The organism is Cytobacillus kochii (assembly GCF_044790165.1).
Classification (GTDB): Bacteria; Bacillota; Bacilli; order Bacillales; family Cytobacillaceae; genus Cytobacillus; species Cytobacillus kochii.
This window is the reverse complement of sequence record NZ_CP085254.1, coordinates 1,997,759-2,021,065: the sequence shown is the minus strand read 5'-3', so window position 1 is coordinate 2,021,065 and position 23,307 is coordinate 1,997,759. Positions and strand designations below refer to the sequence as shown.

The 23,307-nt window shown below is 37.1% G+C and carries 21 protein-coding genes; all 21 read right to left on the bottom strand.

Features of this window, described 5'->3' with window-relative positions; translation table 11 throughout:
- Positions 1-187: 187 nt before the first annotated feature.
- Entirely contained in the window at positions 188-1,114 is a 927-nt protein-coding gene (locus tag LG276_RS10605; protein WP_251161482.1) for a dipeptidase, read from the bottom strand.
- Positions 1,115-1,248: 134 nt separating this feature from the next.
- On the bottom strand, positions 1,249-1,509 hold the full coding sequence (gene spoVS / locus LG276_RS10600; RefSeq protein ID WP_095369458.1) for a stage V sporulation protein SpoVS: 261 nt from the start codon (positions 1,507-1,509) through the stop codon (positions 1,249-1,251).
- 151 nt (positions 1,510-1,660) lie between these two features.
- Positions 1,661-2,458 (bottom strand): TIGR00282 family metallophosphoesterase, encoded by a 798-nt coding sequence (locus LG276_RS10595; protein ID WP_095369459.1) that lies wholly within the window; start codon positions 2,456-2,458, stop codon positions 1,661-1,663.
- Positions 2,459-2,581: 123 nt separating this feature from the next.
- Positions 2,582-4,141: a ribonuclease Y gene (rny, locus tag LG276_RS10590; RefSeq protein ID WP_095369460.1), complete on the bottom strand. Its 1,560-nt coding sequence runs from the start codon at positions 4,139-4,141 to the stop codon at positions 2,582-2,584.
- A 461-nt stretch (positions 4,142-4,602) separates the two neighbouring features.
- The gene (gene recA / locus LG276_RS10585; protein ID WP_095369461.1) at positions 4,603-5,643 is read right to left on the bottom strand and encodes a recombinase RecA; all 1,041 of its coding nucleotides are present in this window, start codon (positions 5,641-5,643) and stop codon (positions 4,603-4,605) included.
- A 374-nt stretch (positions 5,644-6,017) separates the two neighbouring features.
- Complete coding sequence (locus LG276_RS10580) at positions 6,018-7,250, bottom strand: competence/damage-inducible protein A (RefSeq protein WP_251161481.1); 1,233 nt, start codon at positions 7,248-7,250, stop codon at positions 6,018-6,020.
- Between the two features lie 16 nt (positions 7,251-7,266).
- Positions 7,267-7,845, bottom strand: coding sequence for a CDP-diacylglycerol--glycerol-3-phosphate 3-phosphatidyltransferase (pgsA, locus tag LG276_RS10575; RefSeq protein ID WP_191812097.1), 579 nt, complete (start codon positions 7,843-7,845; stop codon positions 7,267-7,269).
- A 159-nt stretch (positions 7,846-8,004) separates the two neighbouring features.
- Entirely contained in the window at positions 8,005-8,895 is an 891-nt protein-coding gene (locus LG276_RS10570) for a RodZ domain-containing protein (protein ID WP_251161480.1), read from the bottom strand.
- A gap of 12 nt (positions 8,896-8,907) precedes the next feature.
- Positions 8,908-9,705, bottom strand: coding sequence for a DUF3388 domain-containing protein (locus tag LG276_RS10565; RefSeq protein ID WP_095369465.1), 798 nt, complete (start codon positions 9,703-9,705; stop codon positions 8,908-8,910).
- A gap of 203 nt (positions 9,706-9,908) precedes the next feature.
- Positions 9,909-10,154 carry a DUF3243 domain-containing protein gene (locus LG276_RS10560; RefSeq protein WP_095369466.1) on the bottom strand — a complete coding sequence of 82 codons (246 nt, stop codon included), beginning with the start codon at positions 10,152-10,154 and terminating at the stop codon, positions 9,909-9,911.
- A 111-nt stretch (positions 10,155-10,265) separates the two neighbouring features.
- Positions 10,266-10,988 carry an elongation factor P 5-aminopentanone reductase gene (gene ymfI, locus LG276_RS10555; protein WP_251161479.1) on the bottom strand — a complete coding sequence of 241 codons (723 nt, stop codon included), beginning with the start codon at positions 10,986-10,988 and terminating at the stop codon, positions 10,266-10,268.
- Between the two features lie 63 nt (positions 10,989-11,051).
- Positions 11,052-12,338, bottom strand: a complete 1,287-nt coding sequence (gene yfmH, locus LG276_RS10550; RefSeq protein ID WP_224938647.1) for an EF-P 5-aminopentanol modification-associated protein YfmH — start codon at positions 12,336-12,338, stop codon at positions 11,052-11,054.
- A complete protein-coding gene (gene yfmF / locus LG276_RS10545) occupies positions 12,338-13,618 on the bottom strand; it encodes an EF-P 5-aminopentanol modification-associated protein YfmF (RefSeq protein WP_251161478.1) in 1,281 nt (426 codons plus the stop codon). The genes yfmH and yfmF overlap by 1 nt, the downstream gene beginning before the upstream one ends.
- A 210-nt stretch (positions 13,619-13,828) precedes the next feature.
- Positions 13,829-14,788, bottom strand: a complete 960-nt coding sequence (locus LG276_RS10540) for an ABC transporter permease (protein WP_251161477.1) — start codon at positions 14,786-14,788, stop codon at positions 13,829-13,831.
- Complete coding sequence (locus tag LG276_RS10535; RefSeq protein ID WP_095369470.1) at positions 14,789-15,835, bottom strand: ABC transporter permease; 1,047 nt, start codon at positions 15,833-15,835, stop codon at positions 14,789-14,791.
- On the bottom strand, positions 15,828-17,360 hold the full coding sequence (locus LG276_RS10530; RefSeq protein WP_251161476.1) for an ABC transporter ATP-binding protein: 1,533 nt from the start codon (positions 17,358-17,360) through the stop codon (positions 15,828-15,830). Before LG276_RS10530 ends, LG276_RS10535 begins: the two co-directional genes overlap by 8 nt.
- 202 nt (positions 17,361-17,562) lie before the next feature.
- On the bottom strand, positions 17,563-18,657 hold the full coding sequence (locus tag LG276_RS10525; RefSeq protein ID WP_224938643.1) for a BMP family protein: 1,095 nt from the start codon (positions 18,655-18,657) through the stop codon (positions 17,563-17,565).
- A 50-nt stretch (positions 18,658-18,707) separates the two neighbouring features.
- A complete protein-coding gene (locus tag LG276_RS10520) occupies positions 18,708-19,436 on the bottom strand; it encodes a GntR family transcriptional regulator (RefSeq protein ID WP_095369473.1) in 729 nt (242 codons plus the stop codon).
- Positions 19,437-19,809: 373 nt separating this feature from the next.
- Entirely contained in the window at positions 19,810-22,146 is a 2,337-nt protein-coding gene (locus LG276_RS10515; RefSeq protein ID WP_251161475.1) for a DNA translocase FtsK, read from the bottom strand.
- A gap of 112 nt (positions 22,147-22,258) precedes the next feature.
- Positions 22,259-22,471, bottom strand: a complete 213-nt coding sequence (locus tag LG276_RS10510; protein ID WP_224938641.1) for a YlzJ-like family protein — start codon at positions 22,469-22,471, stop codon at positions 22,259-22,261.
- Entirely contained in the window at positions 22,468-23,190 is a 723-nt protein-coding gene (locus LG276_RS10505; RefSeq protein ID WP_224938654.1) for a ClpP family protease, read from the bottom strand. Before LG276_RS10505 ends, LG276_RS10510 begins: the two co-directional genes overlap by 4 nt.
- Positions 23,191-23,307: the final 117 nt, after the last annotated feature.

Sequence of the window (23,307 nt, the reverse complement as noted above, 5' to 3'; positions counted from 1 at the left end):
ACACCCCTTTTATTACATGAGAAATATGTAAATAACTTGTATAATCTCTTTTTATACATCCATTTCACCATTTAACGTACTAAACGCTTTCAATTCTAGACCTAACAATGTAAAAATGCAAGCCTTTAAGATTAAATAATTGATAGATTTGTTTATTTTTTTAGATAGTTTAGAAAAATTCATCTATTTATCTACTACATAACACATTTTTAAAATTATAATAGGTAATCTTTTCTACGACATCGTGTGGAAAATGCTGTAATAATGCGTCAATCAAATATTGATATTCTCCCGCATGCTCAAGTCCTCTTAGTGGTGGTTCAGTGCCATCAAAGTCTGAACCAAGGCCAATATGGTTTTCTCCACCAAGGGAGCAGATATGATCAATATGTTTTAATACATCATTGATTGACGCTTTATGTGGCTCATTTAAGAATTCTCTAACAAAAGTCAATCCAATCAAACCATCTTTCTTAATAAGAGCTCGAATTTGATCATCGGTTAAATTCCTTGGATGTGAACAATAATGAAGACAATTAGAATGTGAAGCAAACGGTCTCTTTGCTATATCCATTACATCCCAGAACCCTTTTTCTGCTATATGAGACACGTCACATAATATATTGCGTTCATTTAATATATCTATAACCTTTTTGCCAAATCGTGATAGTCCTCCTGCATTCTCCTCTAATACACCATCAGCAACAAAGTTTCCGTAATTCCAAGTTAAGCCGACCGATTTTACACCTAACCTTAACAGCGTTTTTAATTTCACTTCATCATTGTAGATTGCATCACAGCCTTCTAGAGTTAAAACCGCCCCTATTTCATTTTCCTGTAATCCTTGAAGATCTTCACTCGAATGGATTACCTTCACTTGAGGATGAGGTTTAACTATTTTCTCATAAAAAATATCAACCATTTGTAGTGCTGCGTTAAACTTTAATTCTGGATGAATTTTCTCTGGTACATAAATAGCAAACAATTGGACTTTCACATCGCCGGCTAATAATCGATTAAGATTAGCCTGAAGCTGCTGCGAATACTGAAACTCAATGGAAGGGTCCAAAAACATTTTTGCTAATACATCACAATGACCATCAACTATCTTCACTTTCTCACTCCCTTATTCTTTAAATATACAAAATATTTCATTCATTCTCTATTGTTTTTTCGTCCTACAAAGAGAAAAAACCCATTTGATAATCAAATGAGCTTTTACTTTTTCTGATGGGACAATGACAGCCATTATCTAGGTTCTACGATCAGCTTTATAGCTGTTCTCTCTTCCCCATCTATCAAAATATCTGTAAACGCAGGAATACATACTAAGTCTACACCGCTAGGCGCTACAAATCCTCTTGCGATTGCTACTGCTTTAACCGCTTGATTCAATGCACCCGCACCAATTGCCTGGATTTCTGCTGCTCCTCTTTCACGTAGAACACCAGCAAGCGCACCAGCTACAGAATTAGGATTAGATTTTGCTGAAACTTTTAATATTTCCATTCCTAGCTCCTCCTCATTTTTCCCCCTCCTGAATGCTCTTTTTTTAAAGAGTTCATCAGGTTTCAATAAATGTTTCCACTGCTACTATATTCATAATGAAAAAGACATATTCCAGCTTGACCAGAAAAATTAGAAAATGAGGAGGTTTTTTTTAGCTATAAAATGGGTGATCATCATTAATTAAAACGCTTTCTATCTTCTTCGCTTTTCCTGTTTTCATATCAATGTCAATGGTTACGGCACTCAATATTCCTCTGCCACTTTTCGGTACTTCAAAACGAACCGGCATATTCGTAATAAACCGCTTTAATACAGCTTCTCTTTCCATCCCAAGAATACCATCGTATGGTCCAGTCATACCTACGTCACTCATGAATGCTGTCCCATTTGGCAGAATGCGTTGATCTGCTGTTTGCACATGTGTATGAGTGCCAATGACTGCTGACACTTTACCATCTAAATACCAGCCCATCGCTTGTTTCTCACTTGTTGTTTCACCATGAAAATCGACGAAAATAACCGGAGTTCTTTGCTTTGCCTCTTCAATAAGTTGCTCTGCCTTCTCAAAAGGGCAATCACTTGGTTGCATAAATGTTCGACCTTGTAGATTGATAACAGCTATTTCTTCACTATTATATTTTAAATAAACTAAACCCTTCCCTGGATTATTATCAGGGAAATTAGCAGGCCTAACTAAATACTTTGCTTCCTCAATAAAATCAAATATTTCCTTATTATCCCATGTGTGATTACCTAATGTCACCGCTTGTGCCCCAGCAGATAAAAATTCCCTGTATATTTTTTCGGTAATTCCTCTACCACCAGCAGCGTTCTCCCCATTAATAATGGTTATTTGCGGTCGATACTTTTCCTTTAACTTCGGTAAATACTCTTCTACCATTTCACGGCCTAATGATCCAACAACGTCCCCTACAAATAAAATTCTCATAAAATTCCCCTTCTAAAAATACTTGTATTCATACATACGCCAATCAAGCTCTAAGCTAGATTGTTAGCTCTTTAAGATTTTTTACCCTTCAAAAAAGGAAGCGATGCCTAAAAGGCATCGCTCTTATTTCGCATATTCTACGGCTCTTGTTTCCCTAATAACCGTTACTTTTATATGACCTGGATAATCGAGTTCTTCTTCGATTTTCTTCCTTATATCTCTTGCAAGACGGTGTGCTTCCAAATCATCAATTTGCTCCGGTTTAACCATAATGCGAATTTCACGACCCGCTTGAATAGCAAATGATTTTTCAACACCATCATATGACTCTGAGATTTCTTCGAGCTTTTCTAAACGTCGAATATAATTCTCAAGCGTTTCTCTTCTTGCCCCCGGTCTTGCAGCAGAAAGTGCATCAGCTGCAGCTACTAAAACAGCGATAATGGATGTTGGTTCCGTGTCACCATGATGGGAAGCGATACTATTAATGACAACTGGGTGTTCTTTATATTTCGTCGCTAGTTCAACCCCAATTTCAACATGGCTTCCTTCTACTTCATGGTCAATCGCTTTCCCAACATCATGTAATAATCCTGCTCGGCGAGCTAATGTCTCATCTTGACCTAATTCCGCAGCAAGCATACCGGACAACTGCGCTACTTCCATCGAGTGTTTCAATACATTTTGACCGTAGCTTGTACGGAATTTTAGGCGACCTAATATTTTGATCAAGTCAGGATGTAAACCATGGACACCAACTTCGAATGTCGTTTGCTCTCCAATCTCTCGAATATGCTCATCCACTTCTCGTCGGGCCTTGTCCACCATTTCCTCGATTCGAGCTGGATGAATTCTTCCATCCTGTACAAGTTTATCAAGTGCAAGACGAGCAGTTTCTCGTCGGATAGGATCAAATCCTGAAAGAATAACGGCTTCTGGTGTATCATCGATAATCAAATCAATACCTGTCAACGTTTCAAGTGTACGGATATTACGCCCTTCACGACCGATAATACGACCTTTCATTTCGTCGTTTGGCAAGTTAACAACTGAGACCGTTGTTTCAGCTACATGGTCCGCAGCACATCTTTGAATCGCTAATGATAAGATTTCTTTCGCACGCTTATCCGCTTCTTCCTTCGCCCTTGATTCACTCTCTTTTACCATGATGGCAATATCATGTGCAACCTCTTGTTCAGTACGATCTAAAATGATGGATTTAGCTTCCTCACGAGTTAACCCGGAGATTCTTTCCAGTTCAGTTTGCTGAGACTGTACCATTTTGTCCACTTTGCTTTCCATCTCTTCAATATGCTGTTGTCTTTTGCCAAGAGAGTCGTCTCTTTTTTCCAAAACCGCTTCACGCTTATCTAGCGTTTCATCTTTTCGGTCTAGATTCTCTTCTTTTTGCAATAAACGATTTTCTTGTTTTTGCAGTTCATTCCTACGTTCACGAATTTCACGTTCCGCCTCTGTGCGAAGCTTATGATTCTCATCCTTCGCTTCAAGTAATGCCTCTTTCTTTAGAGCTTCTGCTTCACGTTTTGCATCTTCTAATATTTGATCAGCAGCTCCTCGGGCACCAGCGATTTTTGCTTCCGTAACGGATTTTCGAAAGAAATAGCCAACAAAAGCAGCAACGATTAGGCCAAGCAAAATGGAGATGATATAACCTAGTTCCATCATTTCACCTCCTCTTGCTATAAACTTTTTTGTTACGTTTTTAAAGTGTTGGCATGTATACCGTTTTAACAATATACTGCACTTAAGCTTTTCAACGCTTTCATTCTTCTTATTGTTTGCAAATAATACAGTTATTTGGAAGCATTCTCCATTTGCAACAGAGATATCTTCTGAAAAGGTAATTTCTACCTTCCCTTAACAAATATGCAAATTAACATATAAAAAATGTAAATTATACAGTTTTAATTGTAAAGCCGCAGAATTTCATTGTCAAGTACTTGAAGGTAGAGTATAAGTCCACAATGCCTGTTATTATGTATAATCACGAGCCCAAGAAGATGACGATTTTCACTGCATGATTTTTCTATACAAAAAGAGATATTCAACTATATATATAAGTTGTGAATATCTCTTTTCGAAGTAACAAGAGCAACAGTAGTCTGTACTCTGCTTTCTCTCTATTAATCGATGAGTTCGAATTCCTCTTGTTCATCATCGCTGTTAGAAGATTTATCTACGTCTAAACCATAGTACTCGCGGATTTTCTCTTGAATTTGCAAACGAATTTCCGTATTCTCTTTAAGGAATTGCTTTGCATTTTCTCTTCCTTGACCTAAACGTTCATCATTATAGGAGTACCAAGAACCACTTTTTTGTACAATATCAATCTCTGATCCGAGATCAATAATTTCCCCTTCTTTTGATACACCTTCACCATACATGATATCAACTTCCGCTACTCTAAAAGGCGGAGCTACTTTATTTTTTACAATTTTAATTTTGGTTTTATTACCGACAATCTCATTGCCTTGCTTTAAAGCTTCTGCTCTACGCACTTCTAAACGTACCGTTGAGTAGAATTTTAATGCACGACCGCCTGGTGTTGTTTCAGGGTTACCGAACATAACGCCTACTTTTTCACGAATTTGGTTAATGAAGATCGCAATCGTTTTGGATTTATTAATCGCACCAGATAGTTTCCTTAGTGCCTGCGACATTAATCTTGCTTGAAGACCGACGTGAGAATCTCCCATTTCCCCTTCAATTTCTGCCTTTGGTACTAAAGCAGCTACAGAGTCAATAACTAAAATATCAACGGCACCACTTCGAACTAAAGCTTCAGCTATTTCAAGGGCTTGTTCCCCTGTATCTGGTTGTGATAAAAGAAGCTCATCAATATTTACCCCTAGGTTCTGAGCATATACAGGGTCAAGTGCATGCTCTGCATCGATAAATGCTGCTTGTCCACCTGCTGCTTGTACTTCAGCAATAGCGTGCAGAGCAACAGTTGTTTTACCCGAACTTTCAGGCCCGTAAATTTCGATGATACGTCCTCTCGGATATCCACCTACTCCTAAAGCGGTATCTAAAGCTAATGAACCACTTGGAATAGTGGATATTTTACGCTCTGCTTGTTCTCCTAACTTCATAATCGAGCCTTTACCAAACTGCTTTTCTATTTGTTTCAACGCCATATCTAAGGCTGCTTGACGATCACTCATGCTATTTCCTCCTTTAAATTTCGATTATCTATGATAAATTTATCATTAGGTCTTGCGATTTCATATTTATACTATAGCTTTTTTTTATGACTTTGTCGAGGAAAAAATCGAACATCCATTCGTTTTTTTTATCGGTTGGTTTTTTTGGAAAAATGATCGTTTTGCCAGATAGAAATCCAATAATCAAACCTCTTCCTCAGTATAACCTTCAAATTTCTTTTAATCTCCGACTATTCCTTTAGCTAAATTTGCCCCCTGGCCGATCATAACAAGCATCTATTGCTTCTTTAGAAGTGAGAAATCCGAACAACGTTAATCATTGTCCGGATTTCTTCGACTACTTACTTACTTTCTTCAGTATCTAAAACACCTCATTACGCCAAGGATTTCAATAGAAAATAGGCGCCATAAAGAGATGACCTCTTTCTGATTGATGTGCGAGACCCACCAAGGTTGAGCTTCTCAGCCCTTGCTTCACCATCGTGATAAATCCCTATATAAACGGTACCGACTGGGTTGCCTTCTAATTCATCAGGTCCGGCAACACCCGTAAAGCTTACACCAATGTCACTTTCCATTAATTTGGCGACATTTTCCGCAAGTTCCTTTGCACATGTAGCACTGACAACACCTTCATTTTTAATTGTCTCTTGCTTTACATTTAGTACTTTAGCTTTTACTTCATTTGTATAACAAACGACGCCACCATTTATGAGCCCACCAGCTCCAGGAATCGATGTAAATGTTTCTTGAAACATGCCCCCAGTTAAACTTTCCGCAGCAGACAGGGTTAATTTCTTTTCCTGCATTCTTTTTGAGAGCTCTTTAAATAGCGACGTATCATCATAACCGTAAAAATACTCTCCTACTACTGCCATAATTTCTTTCTCTTTCTCTTCCAAAAGTGTTATAGCCGTATCAAGATTATGATGTTTGGCTGTCAACCTCAATGTAACTTCATGATCTCCCGCTAACGGTGCAATCGTCGGGTTTGTTTGGTTATCAAGTATATCTTCTATTTCCGCCTCTAGCATTGCTTCACCAATGCCAAAGAATCTAAGGACACGCGACGAGATAACTGCTTCTTCTACTGCTTGTGATTTAATTGCGGAAAATCCGTATTTCAAAAACATCGGTTCCATTTCTTTTGGTGGCCCAGGTAAAAGCATATATTGCTTATTTTCCTTCTGATAAAACATACCAGGTGCCATACCGTAATCATTAGGAAGTACTTTCGCACCAGAAAGCACTAAGGCTTGCTTACGATTATTTTCAGTCATCGGTCGATTCGTCCGTTTAAAATATTCTTCAATAGACGCCAGTGCTATATCATCCATTACGAGATTTGTTTGCAAATGCTTAGCAATGGTTTCTTTTGTTAAATCGTCTTTTGTCGGACCAAGCCCACCAGTGAAAATAATGAGTTCCGCTCTATTTTCAGCAATTTTTATAGCAGACTCTAACCGCCCCGCATTGTCTCCGACGACCGTATGATAAAAAACATTCACACCAAGGTCAGCTAACTGCTGTGATAAAAATTTGGCGTTCGTATTGTTAATTTGTCCTAATAACAACTCAGAGCCAACGGCAATAATTTCAGCATTCATGATGACCACTCTCCTATTATTTTGAATTGGTAAAGGCATGTTTGTTTTTAATAAAATAATCAACGCCAGACCAAACAGTAAACACCATGCTCACCCATAGAGCAAATGTTGCAAAGTCAAATGAAATCAATGCGAAGATTGTATTATGCAACAACAACGCAGAAACAGCTATAATTTGCGTCCAAGTTTTAATCTTACCTAACATATTCGCTGCAACTACCTCACCACCACCTGCTAAAATCAGGCGAAGACCGGTTATTGCAAACTCCCTACTAATAATAATAATCACAATCCAAGCGGGAGCCATCCCTAATTCTACAAGGATGATTAATGCACTGGAAACTAATAACTTATCTGCTAAAGGGTCTAAAAATTTCCCTAAATTGGTTACTAATTGATATTTTCTCGCTACATATCCATCAATCCAATCTGTAACGGAAGCGAATATAAAAATAAGCGCGCCAACAAAATGGGCAATTGGGAGCGTCACACCGATAAAATTCATGTCTCCCCATGAGAAAGGGTTGTACATAATAATAATGAAAATCGGTATTAACAATATCCTTGAAATCGTTATCTTATTTGGTAAATTCATAAGTTCCCTCCGGTAATTATGTAATTCTTCCCTAGGTGGGATGATCATATTTTATCAAAAAAAAGTCATAAAGCCTAAATTTGCGATACAATGTTAGGATTTAACTATATTTCCCACCTCAGGGGGCTAAACACGAAAATAGTCATCAATGGTTGATGACTATTCGCCAAGCGATGTAAAACGGATTGTAATATTTTGGTTTACATACTCTGATGGTGAAACTTCATATTCGAGTTTCTCATCATTGATTTTAATTTCAGTAGCAGTTGTATTTCCAATGATTACTTGTACTTCTTTTTGATCTGTTAAATCTAACTCTTTTTCAACGCCTTCTTCCATTGTTTCTTCATAGAAGGTTTCATTGTCAGCACTAGCCACTCTTACCCAGCTTTTACCTTCTGCTAATAAAGATAGTGTAAACGTATCCGTATTTTTCAATTCATATACAGTGTTTTTACCAGCGGATTCTTGTACACTTAACTCTTGTACAGGTTTCTCCTCTTCTTCTGTATTTTCATCTGCTGCATCGTCTTTTTCTTCCTCAGAAGCAGTATCTTCATTTTGTTTCTCATCTTTAGGCATATTATTTTCAACAATGGCACCTGGGTTATTATTGTCTTCATTTGATTGCTTATCACTACTAGACACGTTATTTTCAACAAAATAATAAATGACGGCAAGAACACCAATGATAAAGACAATAATTAAAACTTTTGGTAAAAGATCTAAAAACTTCGAAGTTGAAGGAGAGATATTCTTACTTGTTTGCACACGTGAAAGTTTCTCTGGAATATCTTCATTGGTTGTTGCTGGAATTTCACTTTTATACTCATCTAACAACTCTTCATGATTTAAGCCTACTGCCTCTGCATATTGCTTAATGAAAGCACGCACATAAAATTTACCCGGCATTATACGGTAATTACCTTCTTCTATGCCGATTAAATATCTTTTCTGTATTTTTGTAACTGTCTGTAACTCATCAAGAGACATCCCTTTTTGTAAACGTGCTTCTTTCAAACGACTACCTAATTCTGTCAAAACTAACACCTTCCAACATTACTAAAAATCAAAACCTCCGAAGCCTGTATCGGAGAACATATTATGATTGTTACGTTCGACTACATCATAGACGATATCTTCATCATGGTCGTGACGAAGCTCGATAATATAATCAAAATCATCCAAAGTATATTCTGAATTTTGCACAAAAACATCAGGATGTTCAATTACTTTAATAGCTGGGAGTCTCATTATCTCTCTCACAAGTTGCCAATGACGTTCATTTGCTCTTTTTGTCGAGACGATCCCATCAATGATAAATAAATTATCATCGCTATACTCATCTTCAATTAATTGATTGCGAATCGTTTGTTTAAGCAACGTTGACGAAACAAACAGCCATCGTTTATTCGCACAAACACTTGATGCAACAATAGATTCTGTTTTCCCGACCCTAGGCATGCCACGAATACCAATTAATTTATGGCCTTCCTTCTTAAATAATTCTGCCATAAAGTCTACTAAAAGACCGAGCTCATCTCTGACAAATCGAAAAGTCTTCTTATCATCTGCGTCTCTCTGTATGTATCTCCCATGTCTCACAGCCAGCCGATCGCGAAGCTTTGGCTCTCTTAGTTTAATGAGCTTAATCGTATCCATCGTCTTTAATATTGATTCCAATCGAACGATTTGGTCATCATCTTTAGCAAGAATCAGCATTCCACGTCTACCTTGATCAACTCCATTAATGGTAATAATGTTGATGGAAAGCATCCCTAACAATGATGAAATATCTCCGAGTAATCCAGGTCTGTTTTTTTGGATTTCATATTCGAAATACCATTCTTTTTTCTCCACCTAAAACACTCCTTATTCGCCTACAGTTCCAGATATTCTTATTACACAATATTAATTTATTTTTAATTAAATCTAGGTTCTATAATATATGATTTTCCACTAATATGAAAGGAAAATCCTTTTCGTTTGTAAAAATATATGTAAAATAAGAAAAAAGCAATTAAAGGCATATACACCTTCATTGCTTTTCCCATACCTGCTAATTATTTTTGTACTAATTTCACAACTAAATTAGCAATCGCATGTTGTTCTTCCTCACTTGCGACAGACCAAAGATCAGCAAGAATTTTCTCTTGGTCGTTTTTTGGCTCTACTGATCCAGCAAGATAATCTCCAATTTGATAAGCAATTTCACTTACCGTAGATTGATTCATCCCTTGATCTTGACCTTGTTCTAAACGCTCACCTAAAAAATCTTTCCATTGTTGCCAATTATCTAGTACAGACATGGTATTTCCTCCTCGTTATAGACATTTGCCTCAACAGGTAGATGGTGCAAATGCAAAATATTAGAACGTACAATATTATCATGCAACGAGGAGAAATAAATTATTCATTCTTTATGTATACCAGCCACCATTGACACTTATGGTTTGGCCAGTTATATAAGAAGAGGCGTCAGATAATAAAAATGCACAAGCATGAGCTACTTCACTTGGATGACCGAACCGACCGATGGGAATATCATTCTTAATATCTTCCATTTCCATGTCGTTAAAGGAGGACATCATCTTTGACTCAATGGCACCTGGAGCAATTGCATTTACCCGTATACCGCTATAAGCGACTTCTTTACTCAATGCCTTCACAAAGCTAATCTGTGCTCCTTTTACAGCTGAATAGACCGTTTCACAGGCAGAGCCTGTTTGTCCCCATATCGAAGAAATAAACTGTATATTTCCTCGTTGTTTTGTTACAAGTTTTGGCATTAATGCTCTCGTTAATAAAATCGGGTTTAAGACGTGTACGTTCATTAAATGTTGGACATCAACATCTGTCATGTCAGTTAGTAGACCATAATAAGCATGACCGCTGCAATGAATGATCGCATCAAGTGAAAAAATGTTTCTAACAATTTTTTGATATCCTTCAGGTGAGGTTAAATCAGCAGAAATAGCGATATATTCACCGCCATAAGTATTCAAAGTAGCCATTAACTGATCAATACGAGATTGATTTTTGTTGTAATGCAAATAAAGGGAATAACCTTCTTTCGCTAATACCTGTGCAATTGCTTCGCCAATATCTCCACTAGCTCCCGTTATTAATACAAATTTCTTCATTTTTTTCCTCCAAAAAACAAATACATAAATCAAGCTAGCCCACCTAAAACGGGGCTAGCACATTTATTTTGGTAAAACTTGGCACACAGACATTCTTTCCTCAGAAATTAATTCTTTTGCCGCTTCATTAATATCATCCAACGTTAACTTTTCAAGAAAAGGAACAATTTGAAAGAGGTCCATATCATTGAATGAGTAACGAGTAAATTGATTGGCTATATATTCAGGAGAGTTAAGTGCCCTTAAAAACCCACCAATCTTCTTCTTGATTGAGCGTTGAAGTGCTGCTTCATCCCAATTTGCACCATTCGTAGACTGCAATAAAATCTCTTTTACTTTTTCAGCAAGTTTATTTGGGTCACTTGTATCTCCGCCAATCATAGCAAAGCCAAACCCAGATTCTTGGGAGTAATCGTAAGAGAAAGTATCATCGATTAAACCTTCACGATAGAGATCATTGTAATGTTGCCCACTTTTTCCAAATAACAAATCTAACATAACATTTAGGCTTAGTTCTTTTTTAAGCATCTCCGCCCCTTGCTGGCTGGCATCGTTTGTTTTAATGCCCACCATACATTTCGGGGTTTGCACATTCATTCTTAATGTACTTATCGTTTCAGCAACCGTTTGCGGCTCTTGATCAAAGATTCTATCAATTGCAGGCTGCTCGCTATAACTTTTACTAGCCTGATTTTCCCTTACTTGAGCAATTATAGCTTCTGGGTCAACTGGACCCACTACAAAAAGCAACATATTACTTGGGTGATAAAAAGTATGATAACATTCATACAGCATATCCTTTGTAATGTGAGAGATACTTTCAATCGTTCCCGCAATATCGATTTTCACAGGGTGATGATGATATAGGTTTGCTATTAGACCATAATATAGACGCCAGTCAGGATTATCATCATACATTGTAATCTCTTGTCCGATAATGCCTTTTTCTTTTTCTACCGTTTCCTTAGTAAAATAAGGGTCTTGGACAAAGTCAATCAATGTAGTTAAATTCTCTTGAACGTTTGAAGTACTTGAAAAAAGATAGGCCGTGCGAGTAAATGAAGTAAATGCATTGGCAGATGCACCTTGGCGACTAAATTGTTGAAACACATCTCCATCTTCTTTTTCAAACATTTTATGCTCTAAGAAATGGGCGATGCCGTCTGGTACTTTAACTGGTTCATTTTTATCAAGCGGGACAAAGTGATTATCGATCGATCCGTATTTTGTCGTAAATGTTGCAAAAGTCTTATTAAAACCATTTTTCGGTAGGACATAGACATCTAAACCATTGGCCATTTTTTCATAATAAAGTTTTTCTTGAAGCTGATCAAATGCGATTTGTTCCATTATTTTTGCACCTCTTTTCCATGAAGAAAGTAAATTGTATCAAGCTGAACTTTCTTAGCTACAGTTATAATGTCTTCCTTTGTCACTGCTTCCATTCCATTCATCCATTCAGTTAAGTCCATTTTTTGTTGAGAAACGATATTATGATAGAGCACTTCTGCGACACCTCTTGCTGTATCCATCGTTTCCAACATTTGGTTCTGAATGACCGCTTTTGTCTGCGTAATCTCCTCTTCTGTAAAGGCACCCTTCTGCATTTCCTCTAATTGTTCTTCAATAATAGAAGTTGCTTGCCCATAGCTGTTGTTGTCAATTCCAGACATCACCATCAATAAACCTTTGTGACTTTCTAAACGACTGGCGACATAATAGGCTAGAGAAGCTTTTTCTCTTACATTAATAAATAATTTTGAGTGTGAGAATCCGCCAAAAATTCCGTTAAATATTTGTAACGCACTATATTCAGGATCACCATAAGTGATACCCGTACGATAACCAATATTTAATTTAGCTTGTTTCACATCCTGCTCTTCCTTAATCGTTTCTGGCTCAATCAAATCGTTTGCTCTTGCCATTGAGGCTTCTTTAATAGGTCGAGTTTTTAAAGGTAATAATTCACGAACATATTGTTCAACTTCATTTGTATCAATATCACCAATCATATATAAATCAAGCTCATCTTCAGCTAGAGCCTTTTCGTAATAATGATAAAGAGACGATTCTGTAATTAATGGTAAATCATCTAATTCACCGTGTACATGGAGCGCATAGGCTTCATCTTTACACATTTCTTGTACAAGACGTAAATTGGCATATCTCATTTTATCATCATTAACTGCTTGTATCCGTTGCTTTAATGTTCTTTTCTCACTTTCAACCACCTCTCGGTCAAAAGCTCCATTATTAGATAATGGATGGAGTAAAAGCTCTGAAAGTAATTCAAAAGCTTTTCTAAGTAGTGGAGTCTGATCAGATAGAAATTTTTCATTTGCCATTTCAATAGTCATGGAAATAATGTGGTACTCCCCTTTTTTTGAGAGGTCCACATATAAGGAAGCGCCATAAAGCTCATCTAAGTATGCCCTCAGCTTAGCCGTGGTAGGATAAGCAGCGCTACTACTTTCTAACACATGCGGTAATAAAGCCCTTAGTGTAACAGTATCTTTACTTAAAGGCGCTTTCATTTTCCAAACAATCGTATTGGTTTTATATTTATCTGTTTTAATTTGATGGAGCTTAACACCATCAATTTCTTTAACTGTTTCTGTTGTAATATTCATTAATAAACCTCCTTATTCCTTTTTACCTTAAAACATCCTATTTGCATCTCTCTACTTCCTATTTTGTCATCTTTTTAGTATATGTATGAAAAGAAAACAATATTTTCTATTATATACGTTAATAACCATCCTATGCTAATCTTGCAGTCATCTATAGGAGAAAATAAGTAAAATAAAAGTCTCAGGGCTAATCTCCCGAGACTTTACTTATTATCTATTCCCTTTTACATACGGTACCCCAGATGCTTTTGGCGCATCTGCTCTACCTATAAATCCAGTGAGTGCTATAATCGTTAATACATATGGTGCAACAAGTAGATAGACATTTGGGATATTCTCTAATAGCGGTAAGCTAGAACCAATAATACTCAAACTTTGGGCAAAGCCAAAGAATATCGCTGCACCCATTGCTCCTAACGGATGCCATTTCCCAAATATCATTGCAGCTAATGCCATAAATCCTTGTCCACTAATTGTCGCATGACCAAAATCAGAAGAGATCGCTTGGGCATATACACCGCCACCTATACCACCTAGCGCTCCCGAAAGTAATACGCCATAATAGCGCATTTTTGTCACATTAATCCCCATTGTATCTGCGGCCATCGGATGTTCGCCAACGGACCGTAATCTGAGACCAAATTTTGTCTTATAAATGACATACCAAGCAACCACAGCGAAAATGATTGCTACAAACGAAGTGTAATACGTATTAGAAAAGAATATCGGGCCAATAAACGGGATATCACTTAAAAGCGGAATATCTATTTTACTGAAGCTCTCTTGAATGATATCTGTTTGCCCTTTATCATAAATAAATTTTACTAGAAATAAGGTAACCCCTACTGCTAACAGATTGATTGCGACACCAGAAACGGTTTGATCCGCTCTAAAAGTGATGGATGCGACCGCATGAATAGCTGAAAAAATAACTCCAGCAAGCATGGCTACTAATAGTGAAACCCAAGGGGTCCATGCCCCTAATACATCGGCAAACGATAAATTGAAGACAATTGCTGTAAAAGCACCAATTACCATTAATCCTTCTAATCCAATATTAATTACACCTGAACGTTCTGAGAAAGTTCCACCTAACGCGGTGAAAATAAGGGGTGCTGCCCAAAGTAAAGTAGTTGGCACAATAATCATTAATATTTCCATGATACCCACTTACTTCACCCCCTTCTTATTAATCTTTCTTATGAGTAAACGAATCATATAACTTGAAGCCACAAAGAAAACAATTAAAGCAATAATAATATCAACCAATTCGTTCGGAACGCCTGCTTCTAGTGGCATATTAAGGGCACCAACCTTCAAGCTCCCGAAAAGAATCGCCGCCAAAACAATACCTATCGGTGAATTAGCACCTAATAAAGCTACAGCGATACCATCAAATCCGACCCCAGTAAATCCACTTTTCACAGCGGCATATCCGAAAGTCCCAAGCCCTTCCATAGCACCAGCTAAACCAGCAAAAACTCCGGATATCACCATGGAAAGAATAATATTCTTTTTAACATTCATGCCTGCATAATTTGAAGCATGTTGATTTAAGCCAACAGCCTTCAACTCAAATCCTCTCGTTGTTTTCTCCAAAATAAACCACATAATAATAACAGCAATAATGGCAATAACAATTCCCCAGTGCATACGAGAGTAATCTGTTAAAGATTCTAATAAAGGTGAACGAAGACTTGCTGTTTCAGCAATTGGATCCGAACTATCACTACCTTCTGACAATTTTGTTCGAATAATATAGTTCGTAATATGAAGTGCTGTATAATTCAACATAATTGTGACAATAACTTCATGAACACGATATTGCGCCTTTAAGAACCCAGGTATAAATGCCCAAATCGCTCCCGCTAAAGCAGCAGCTAGCACAGCTAAAGGTAAATGAATGATCTTCGGTAGTTCAAAAGCTACACCTACCCAAACAGCAGCTAACCAACCTACAATTAATTGTCCTTCAACTCCGATGTTAAAAAGTCCTGTTTTAAAAGCAAATGCAACTGCAAGGCCAGCTAATATATAGGGGATGATTTGTCTAACGGTTTCACCGAAAAAATAAACATCACCAAATGCACCATTCCAAAGAGCTATAAATCCTGCAATAGCATCATAACCTGTTACAATCATTAAAATAGTCCCGACAATGATACCAAGTAGCACGGCAATGATCGGTATTAATATATTCTGCATACGGTTAGACATTTCCATCACCTACCTTTTTCTTCGTTGAACCGGCCATTAATAAGCCCAACTCTTGCTCTGTCGTTTCCTTGGGATCAACCATTGCAATGATTTTCCCTTCAAAAATAACAGCAATACGGTCACTCACATTCATGATTTCGTCCATTTCAAAAGAAACTAACAGCACGGCCTTACCTTGATCTCTTTGGTCAATTAACTTGCGATGGATGAATTCAATTGCACCCACGTCAAGCCCCCTTGTCGGTTGTGAGGCAATTAATAAATCTGGATTACGATCTACCTCTCTGCCGATAATCGCTTTTTGCTGATTACCTCCAGAAAGAGCGCGAGCTGGTGTATATTCACTTGGTGTTCGTACATCATATTCTTCTATTAATCTATTTGCTTGGTCATAAATCGCTTTCTTATTCATCAAACCTGTTTTCGAATAAGGCTGTTGGTAATAGGTTTGTAGTACCATATTTTCACCAATTGTAAAATCTAATACTAAGCCATGTTTATGGCGATCTTGCGGTATATGTCCAATACCTGATTCAGTTACTTTTCTTGTATTTAATTTAGTAATTTCTTTATTGTTTAACAGAATTGACCCTTCATCTACTTTTCTTAATCCTGCAATTGCTTCTACCAATTCTGTTTGTCCATTACCATCTACACCTGCAATACCGACAATTTCCCCTTTTCTGACTGTTAAGTTTAAATTGTCTACCACTGCGATATTGCGGGAATCTTTTACTGTAAGTGATTGTATTTCTAATGACGCTTCTTTCGGCTTAGCTTCTGTTTTTTCAGTTTTAAACGTGACTTCCCTACCAACCATTAAACTAGCTAATTCATCGGGATTTGTTTCAGATACATTTAACGTTCCGATTCCCTCACCTTTACGAATAACCGTTACTCGGTCACATACTTCCATAATTTCTTTTAGTTTATGAGTAATTAGAATGATAGATTTACCCTCTTTAATCAGCTTACCCATTATTTGAATAAGCTCTGCAATCTCCTGTGGTGTTAGCACTGCTGTAGGTTCATCGAATATTAGGATATCTGCTCCTCGATAAAGTGTTTTTAAAATTTCAACTCGCTGTTGCATTCCTACGGAAATATCTGCAATCTTTGCTTTTGGATCTACCGATAAACCATATTTTTTTGAAATTTCGCTAACTACTTTTTCCGCTTCTTTTAAATCAATTTTACCTTTTGAAGTGATCTCTTTGCCTAAAATAATATTTTCCGTTACTGTGAATTTATCAACTAACATGAAATGTTGATGAACCATCCCAATACCTAACTCATTGGCGACATTTGGATTCGTGATTTTTTCAATGTTTCCCCTGACTTTAATCTCCCCTTTTTCAGGTTGATAAAGACCAAATAAAACATTCATTAACGTTGATTTTCCTGCACCATTTTCTCCGAGGAGCGCATGAATTTCTCCTGGTTTAACTTGAAGTGTGATATTATTATTCGCTACAATACCCGGAAACTCTTTACGAATATTGAGCATTTCAATAACATATTCCACCCTCTCCACTCCTTACCCTTATGTAGTTAGAGGTCAGACCTCGCTTTTTATTTATGATTGATTGAACATCCATGAATGAAATTTTAGGCTTATTTTTAAAAACCTAATTGAAAAGGATAATTTGTGTACTTATTATTCTTTTCAATTAACCTTTTAAGTTAAAAAGGAATAAGAGATTTCAAGTCCCTTATTCCTTTCCTCATTACTCTGCTGTAAATGCCTTCGCTTCTTCTACTGATTGAGGAGGAGTAACTTCTCCACTCTTAATTTTTTCAATCCATTCGTTTACTTGTGTTTCAACTTCCGCTTTGCCAGCGAACTCTTCGTTAATTGGTGCCAAAGTCACACCATCTTCATTTAAACCGTAAACAGTAGTTTCGCCACCAGGGAAGTTCCCATCTTTTGCTTTAGTAGCGATATCTTGTACAGCAACGTCTACACGTTTCATAGCAGATGTAAGGATAATATTATGATCTCCGACTACCCCTTCTGCTGATTGGTCTGCGTCAACACCAATTGCCCAAAGTTCTCTCTCTGGATCTTTTCCTTTTAAGTCACGTGCTTCTTTGAATAATCCATTACCTGTTCCACCAGCCGCATGGAAGATGACATCAATGCCAGAAGCATACATCTTAGAGGCAATCGATTGACCAAGCTCTGCTTTGTCAAATGCACCTGAGTAATTGCTTTCTACTTTAATATCTGGATTTACAGCTCTAACACCTGCAATAAACCCTGCTTCAAAGCGTTCAATAACAGGGAGCTCCATCCCGCCGATAAAACCAACTGTATCCCCTTTTGTTGCATTTGCAGCAACGACACCAGCTAAGAAACCTGATTCTTGTTCTTTAAACATAATGCTAGCTACATTATCTGCCTCTACTTCTGAATCAATAATTGAAAATTGGCTATCTTTTTGTTGTTCGGCAATTTCAGCAATCGCATCATGCATCATCGCTCCAACACCAAACACTAAATTGAATTTTTGACGAGTTAAGTTATTTAAATTTGTTGCATAATCAGCATCAGATTGGGATTGAAGGTAAGTGTATCCACCTTTACCTTCTTCTAAGCCATTGTCTTCACCAAAAGCTTTAATCCCTTCCCATGCAGATTGGTTAAATGATTTATCATCTACGCCACCAACATCTGTTACCATTGCAACCGTGAATGACTCTTCTTTGTTGCCTTCTGAACTTGATCCTTTTTCGTTTTCTTCTGAAGAACCACATGCTCCTAAAATGGTACCTGCTGCTAGTGCAAAAGAAAGTACTAATCCAAGTTTACGTTTTTTCATTTTGCTCCCCCTTAAGGAATTGGTTTACATTAGTAGATGAGTATGATTGATTAGTTAATCCGTTTTCTAAGAACATGGAAGCTAAATTTGTCTGCTCTAAAATAGTTAACCGAGAGGAGTAATGGCTCGTCTTGTTCAGTGTAATGCATTTGCTTAAGAACAAGTAGAGCTGTCTCAGGACTACAGTCTAAAATAGGTGAGACCTTCTCGTGATAACCAATCGGTTCAATTTCAGAGACCGCATATGTAATTCTTCTGCCTGTTTTTTCTTCCAAATTTTCAAAAATAGATTCTTTTTCCCAAGAGATAGAGTCTGGAATATGCTTCGCCAACATTTTATCCAAGCAATGAACAACAGGTTCACCATTTGCCGTTCTTACCCGTTCTACTACTAAGATTTCTTCATCTGCTGAACAGGAAAAAAGTCTGATATCTTCCTCACTTGGACATTGCGTCTCTGAGCTAAGGAATATAGTCCCAGGTTGCATACCTGCTTGGGTAATCATATTAGTGATACTATTTAACTGTTCAATTCCTGATGTAAATAATGGCTTTGTATTTACAAACGTGCCGACACCGTGTCTACGAATAATGACATTTTCTTCTTCTAATATCCTTAATGCCTCTCTTAATGTCGCACGACTGACACCTAATTGTTTGGCAAGATCAAATTCTGAAGGTAATTTTTCTCTCTCTTTATAAATTCCTTTATCAATATCTTGCTTCAAACGATCAATTACTTGTAAATATAAATGGCGGCTATCTGACTTAATAGACATGCTGTGCTCCTCCAAATCCAAATCTCAAGACATCAGACCTCTGATGTTCAATCATCTCTACTAATCGAAAATACTATACCATTTTTCTAAATATAAAGAAACATATTTTTCAAAAAATGTCGAAAAAGATAGTGAAAAAAGTGAATATTTTTCACATTTGTTGACTCATAGTTGATGTCTTAAAGAGTTTTGTTTAATTATTTTCCCTTTCGTTATAGGCTTCTTATGATAAAAATCAAATGCTACTAAAATATTTTAGAAACCCTAAAAAAAGAATAGGTCATATTTATAATAAATATTAACCTATTCTTTGTACATACTTTCTTTCAATTGTTGATTAAAGCTGTGTTGCTAAAAAGCGTTAAATATATTTTTAAGAAGATGCCTCATCAACACTTTGGCTGACGAGTACTGTTCTTGGTTTACTTCCCTCATAAGGTCCAACGATTCCTCGCAGCTCCATTTCATCAATTAACCTCGCTGCTCGCGTATAACCGATACGGAACCTCCTTTGCAACATGGAAACAGAGGCTGTTTGCATTTCAATGACAAGCTCAACTGCTTCATCATATAATTTGTCATCAACTTCACTTGCTTGTGAATCTGGTAAATCATCGGGAATCATTTCTTCTTGATATTGCGCTTTTTGCTGACCGATGACAAAATCAACAATTTCTTCAACTTCATCATCCGATAAAAATGCGCCTTGCACCCGTATAGGTTTTGATGCGCCGACTGGCATAAATAACATATCGCCTCTTCCTAATAACTTCTCTGCTCCGCCCATGTCTAAAATCGTCCTTGAATCCGTCATAGAAGAAACAGCAAACGCAATTCTTGATGGAATATTTGCTTTAATCACACCGGTGATGACATCCACTGATGGACGTTGAGTGGCAATGATAAGATGAATACCAGCTGCCCTAGCCATTTGTGCTAATCTAGTGATCGCATCCTCAACATCCGATGAAGCAACCATCATTAAGTCCGCTAACTCATCAACAATAACAACGATGTAAGGAAGTAGTGGTTGCTTAGCTTCCTCTGTTTTATTTTGCCTTTTTATAAATTCATTATAACCTTCTATGTTTCTTGTGCCTGTATGGGAGAATAATTCATATCTTCTCTCCATTTCGCTTACAACCTTTTTCAGTGCTTGAGAAGCTTTTTTGGCATTTGTCACAACAGGGGCTAATAAATGTGGGACCCCATTATATACATTAAGCTCTACCATTTTTGGATCAATCATCATCAATTTCACTTCATGAGGTTTCGCCCTCATTAAAATACTAGTAATAATGCCATTAATACAAACACTCTTCCCACTTCCTGTCGCTCCAGCGACGAGCAAATGCGGCATTTTATTCAACTCTGCTGTGACAGCTTCGCCAGTAATATCTCTTCCTAAACCGATTAATAACTTTGAATCATTGCGATCTTTACCTTTAGGTTCAATGACCTCTCTTAAGGAAACCATCGCAACTTCTGAATTCGGTACCTCTATCCCGATAGCTGATTTTCCTGGAATTGGTGCCTCAATTCGGATATCTTTTGCTGCTAACGCAAGGGCTAAGTCATCACTTAAACTAACAATTTTACTTACTTTCACACCTACATCAGGATGTACTTCATATTTGGTTACTGCCGGTCCAAGATGAACTTGGGTTACTTTAGCTTTGACACCAAAGCTTTGGAAGGTTCTCTCAAGCTTTGCTGCATTATCATGAATAAGTTTATATTCACCGCTCTGGTCGGTGTGATTAGGTGCCTTTAATAATTTCATTGGTGGTAGTTTATAATCCTTATTTTCCACTTCTGTAAATGTAATCGGTGGTACAGTCTCATCTTGCTGCTCTTCGTCCTCCGGTTGACTCTCGCTTACCCCTTGTACCGGTAATGTACCATCTTGTTCTTGGTCATAAGCATTTTGAGAAAAACTAGAAATAATTGGTTCTTCTGGTGTACTGTCTTTATCCATTTCTTCTGAGCTGTTATGAATCGTTATTGCCGCCTCTTCTTGATTTTCTTTACTTCTTCTCGTACGAGGTTTAGCATTGCGCTTATTCTTTTTACTTACCCAACCTTTTACATCTTCAAGAAATGCTAGCCATTGTTTTTTTAGAAATTGAGCAAATGAAATGGTCATATCACCCATCGCAGGGCCAAAAGTTTTTCCTGTAATTAATATAATTCCTACGATAATCAAAAGAAATGCAATAATTTTTGAGCCTGCTTCATCAAATAAATAATAGAAAACAGCAAACATTAATGCTCCAATCATGCCCCCACCCAAATCTGAAGTGCTGGCTTGATTTGTCACCTCACCCCAGTAGAGACGCCATGTATTCATTATTACACTTGGGTCGGTAAATGCTCCCCCATTTGAAAGTAATTCAAATAACGTTACATGACTTAATAACAGAAGTGCACTAATGATGAAGTACATGCCCACTAATTTCATATGAAAGAGATCAGGTCTCTCCCTTTTCCACATTAGAAACCCTGCATAAATCACTAATCCAATTAAACAAAGCATGTACCATTCGCCGGTAAAAAACCTGAAAAAAAGTACGATTGCTCCACCTACTGCCCCTAATTTCGCTATCGCAATCACTGCTAATGCGAGCATCACTAGAGCAGTTAATTCATATTTTAAAGTTTGTCTCACTTGTTGCTTTTTTCGCGTTTTACGCTTCTTTTTTTTCGCCATTTTATCACCTGATTTATAAGTACTTGAATGATGCATGAAAGAAGAGAGCAGCCTTTTAGTGGCTGCTCTACGTTTGTTCATTTATTATAGCATAATTTCATCCATCTTTTGCTTAACTGAGGGTGATTTTTACTCCAGGTCCAATATTTTCATTCATGAAATCATTTGGGTCCGTACTCATTACTTGGATTACACGATATTCAGAACCACTAGTGAATTCCACTAGTAACGGGATACCTTCAAAGTTAACCACTTTTTGTTTCGCATATTCAGATGGTTCAGCTTGGTATATCCATTCACTTGGCATGGCTGTATATAATATCATTGTACAAGCCCCTCCTGCTGTTCATTGTTTTCAATTAACTCCTCAAGTTTTTTTAATGCTGGGCCAATACCACCTACTTCATTAATCAAACCAAACTCAACAGCATCAGCACCAATCACATTCGTTCCAATATCTCTTGTCAAATTTCCTTTAGCAAACATTAAGTCTTTAAACTTCTCTTCAGTAATCTGTGAGTGTTTTGTTACAAAGTTAATGACACGTTCTTGCATTTTATCTAAATACTCAAAAGTTTGTGGCACCCCAATCACTAAGCCAGTTAACCGAATGGGGTGAATGGTCATCGTTGCTGATTCAGCAATATAAGCATAATCACAAGATACGGCTATAGGTACACCTATTGAGTGTCCACCACCTAACACGATTGAAACTGTAGGCTTTGACAATGATGCCAACATTTCAGCAAGCGCTAACCCTGCTTCTACATCTCCCCCTACAGTATTTAATATTACTAACAAACCTTCTATTTTTGGATTTTGCTCAATGGCTACAATCTGAGGGATAAGATGTTCATATTTTGTTGTCTTATTTTGTGGCGGTAATTGTAAATGCCCTTCTATTTGTCCAACGATTGTCAAACAGTGAATTTTGGAATCTTGAGATAGTTGCGGTACATTTGTTTGACCTAATTGCTGTATCTTTTCCATTAAAGGCGATTGTTTATCTTCTTTAGGTTGTTGCTCTTGATCATTCCCATTCATTTCAAAATCCATAAGACTTCTCCCTTCAAACTTTTATATATTTAGTATGAACAGGGATGGGATTTTCATTCTATTAATGCTTTTGGAAACGAAGATATCTATTATCGAAATAAAAAT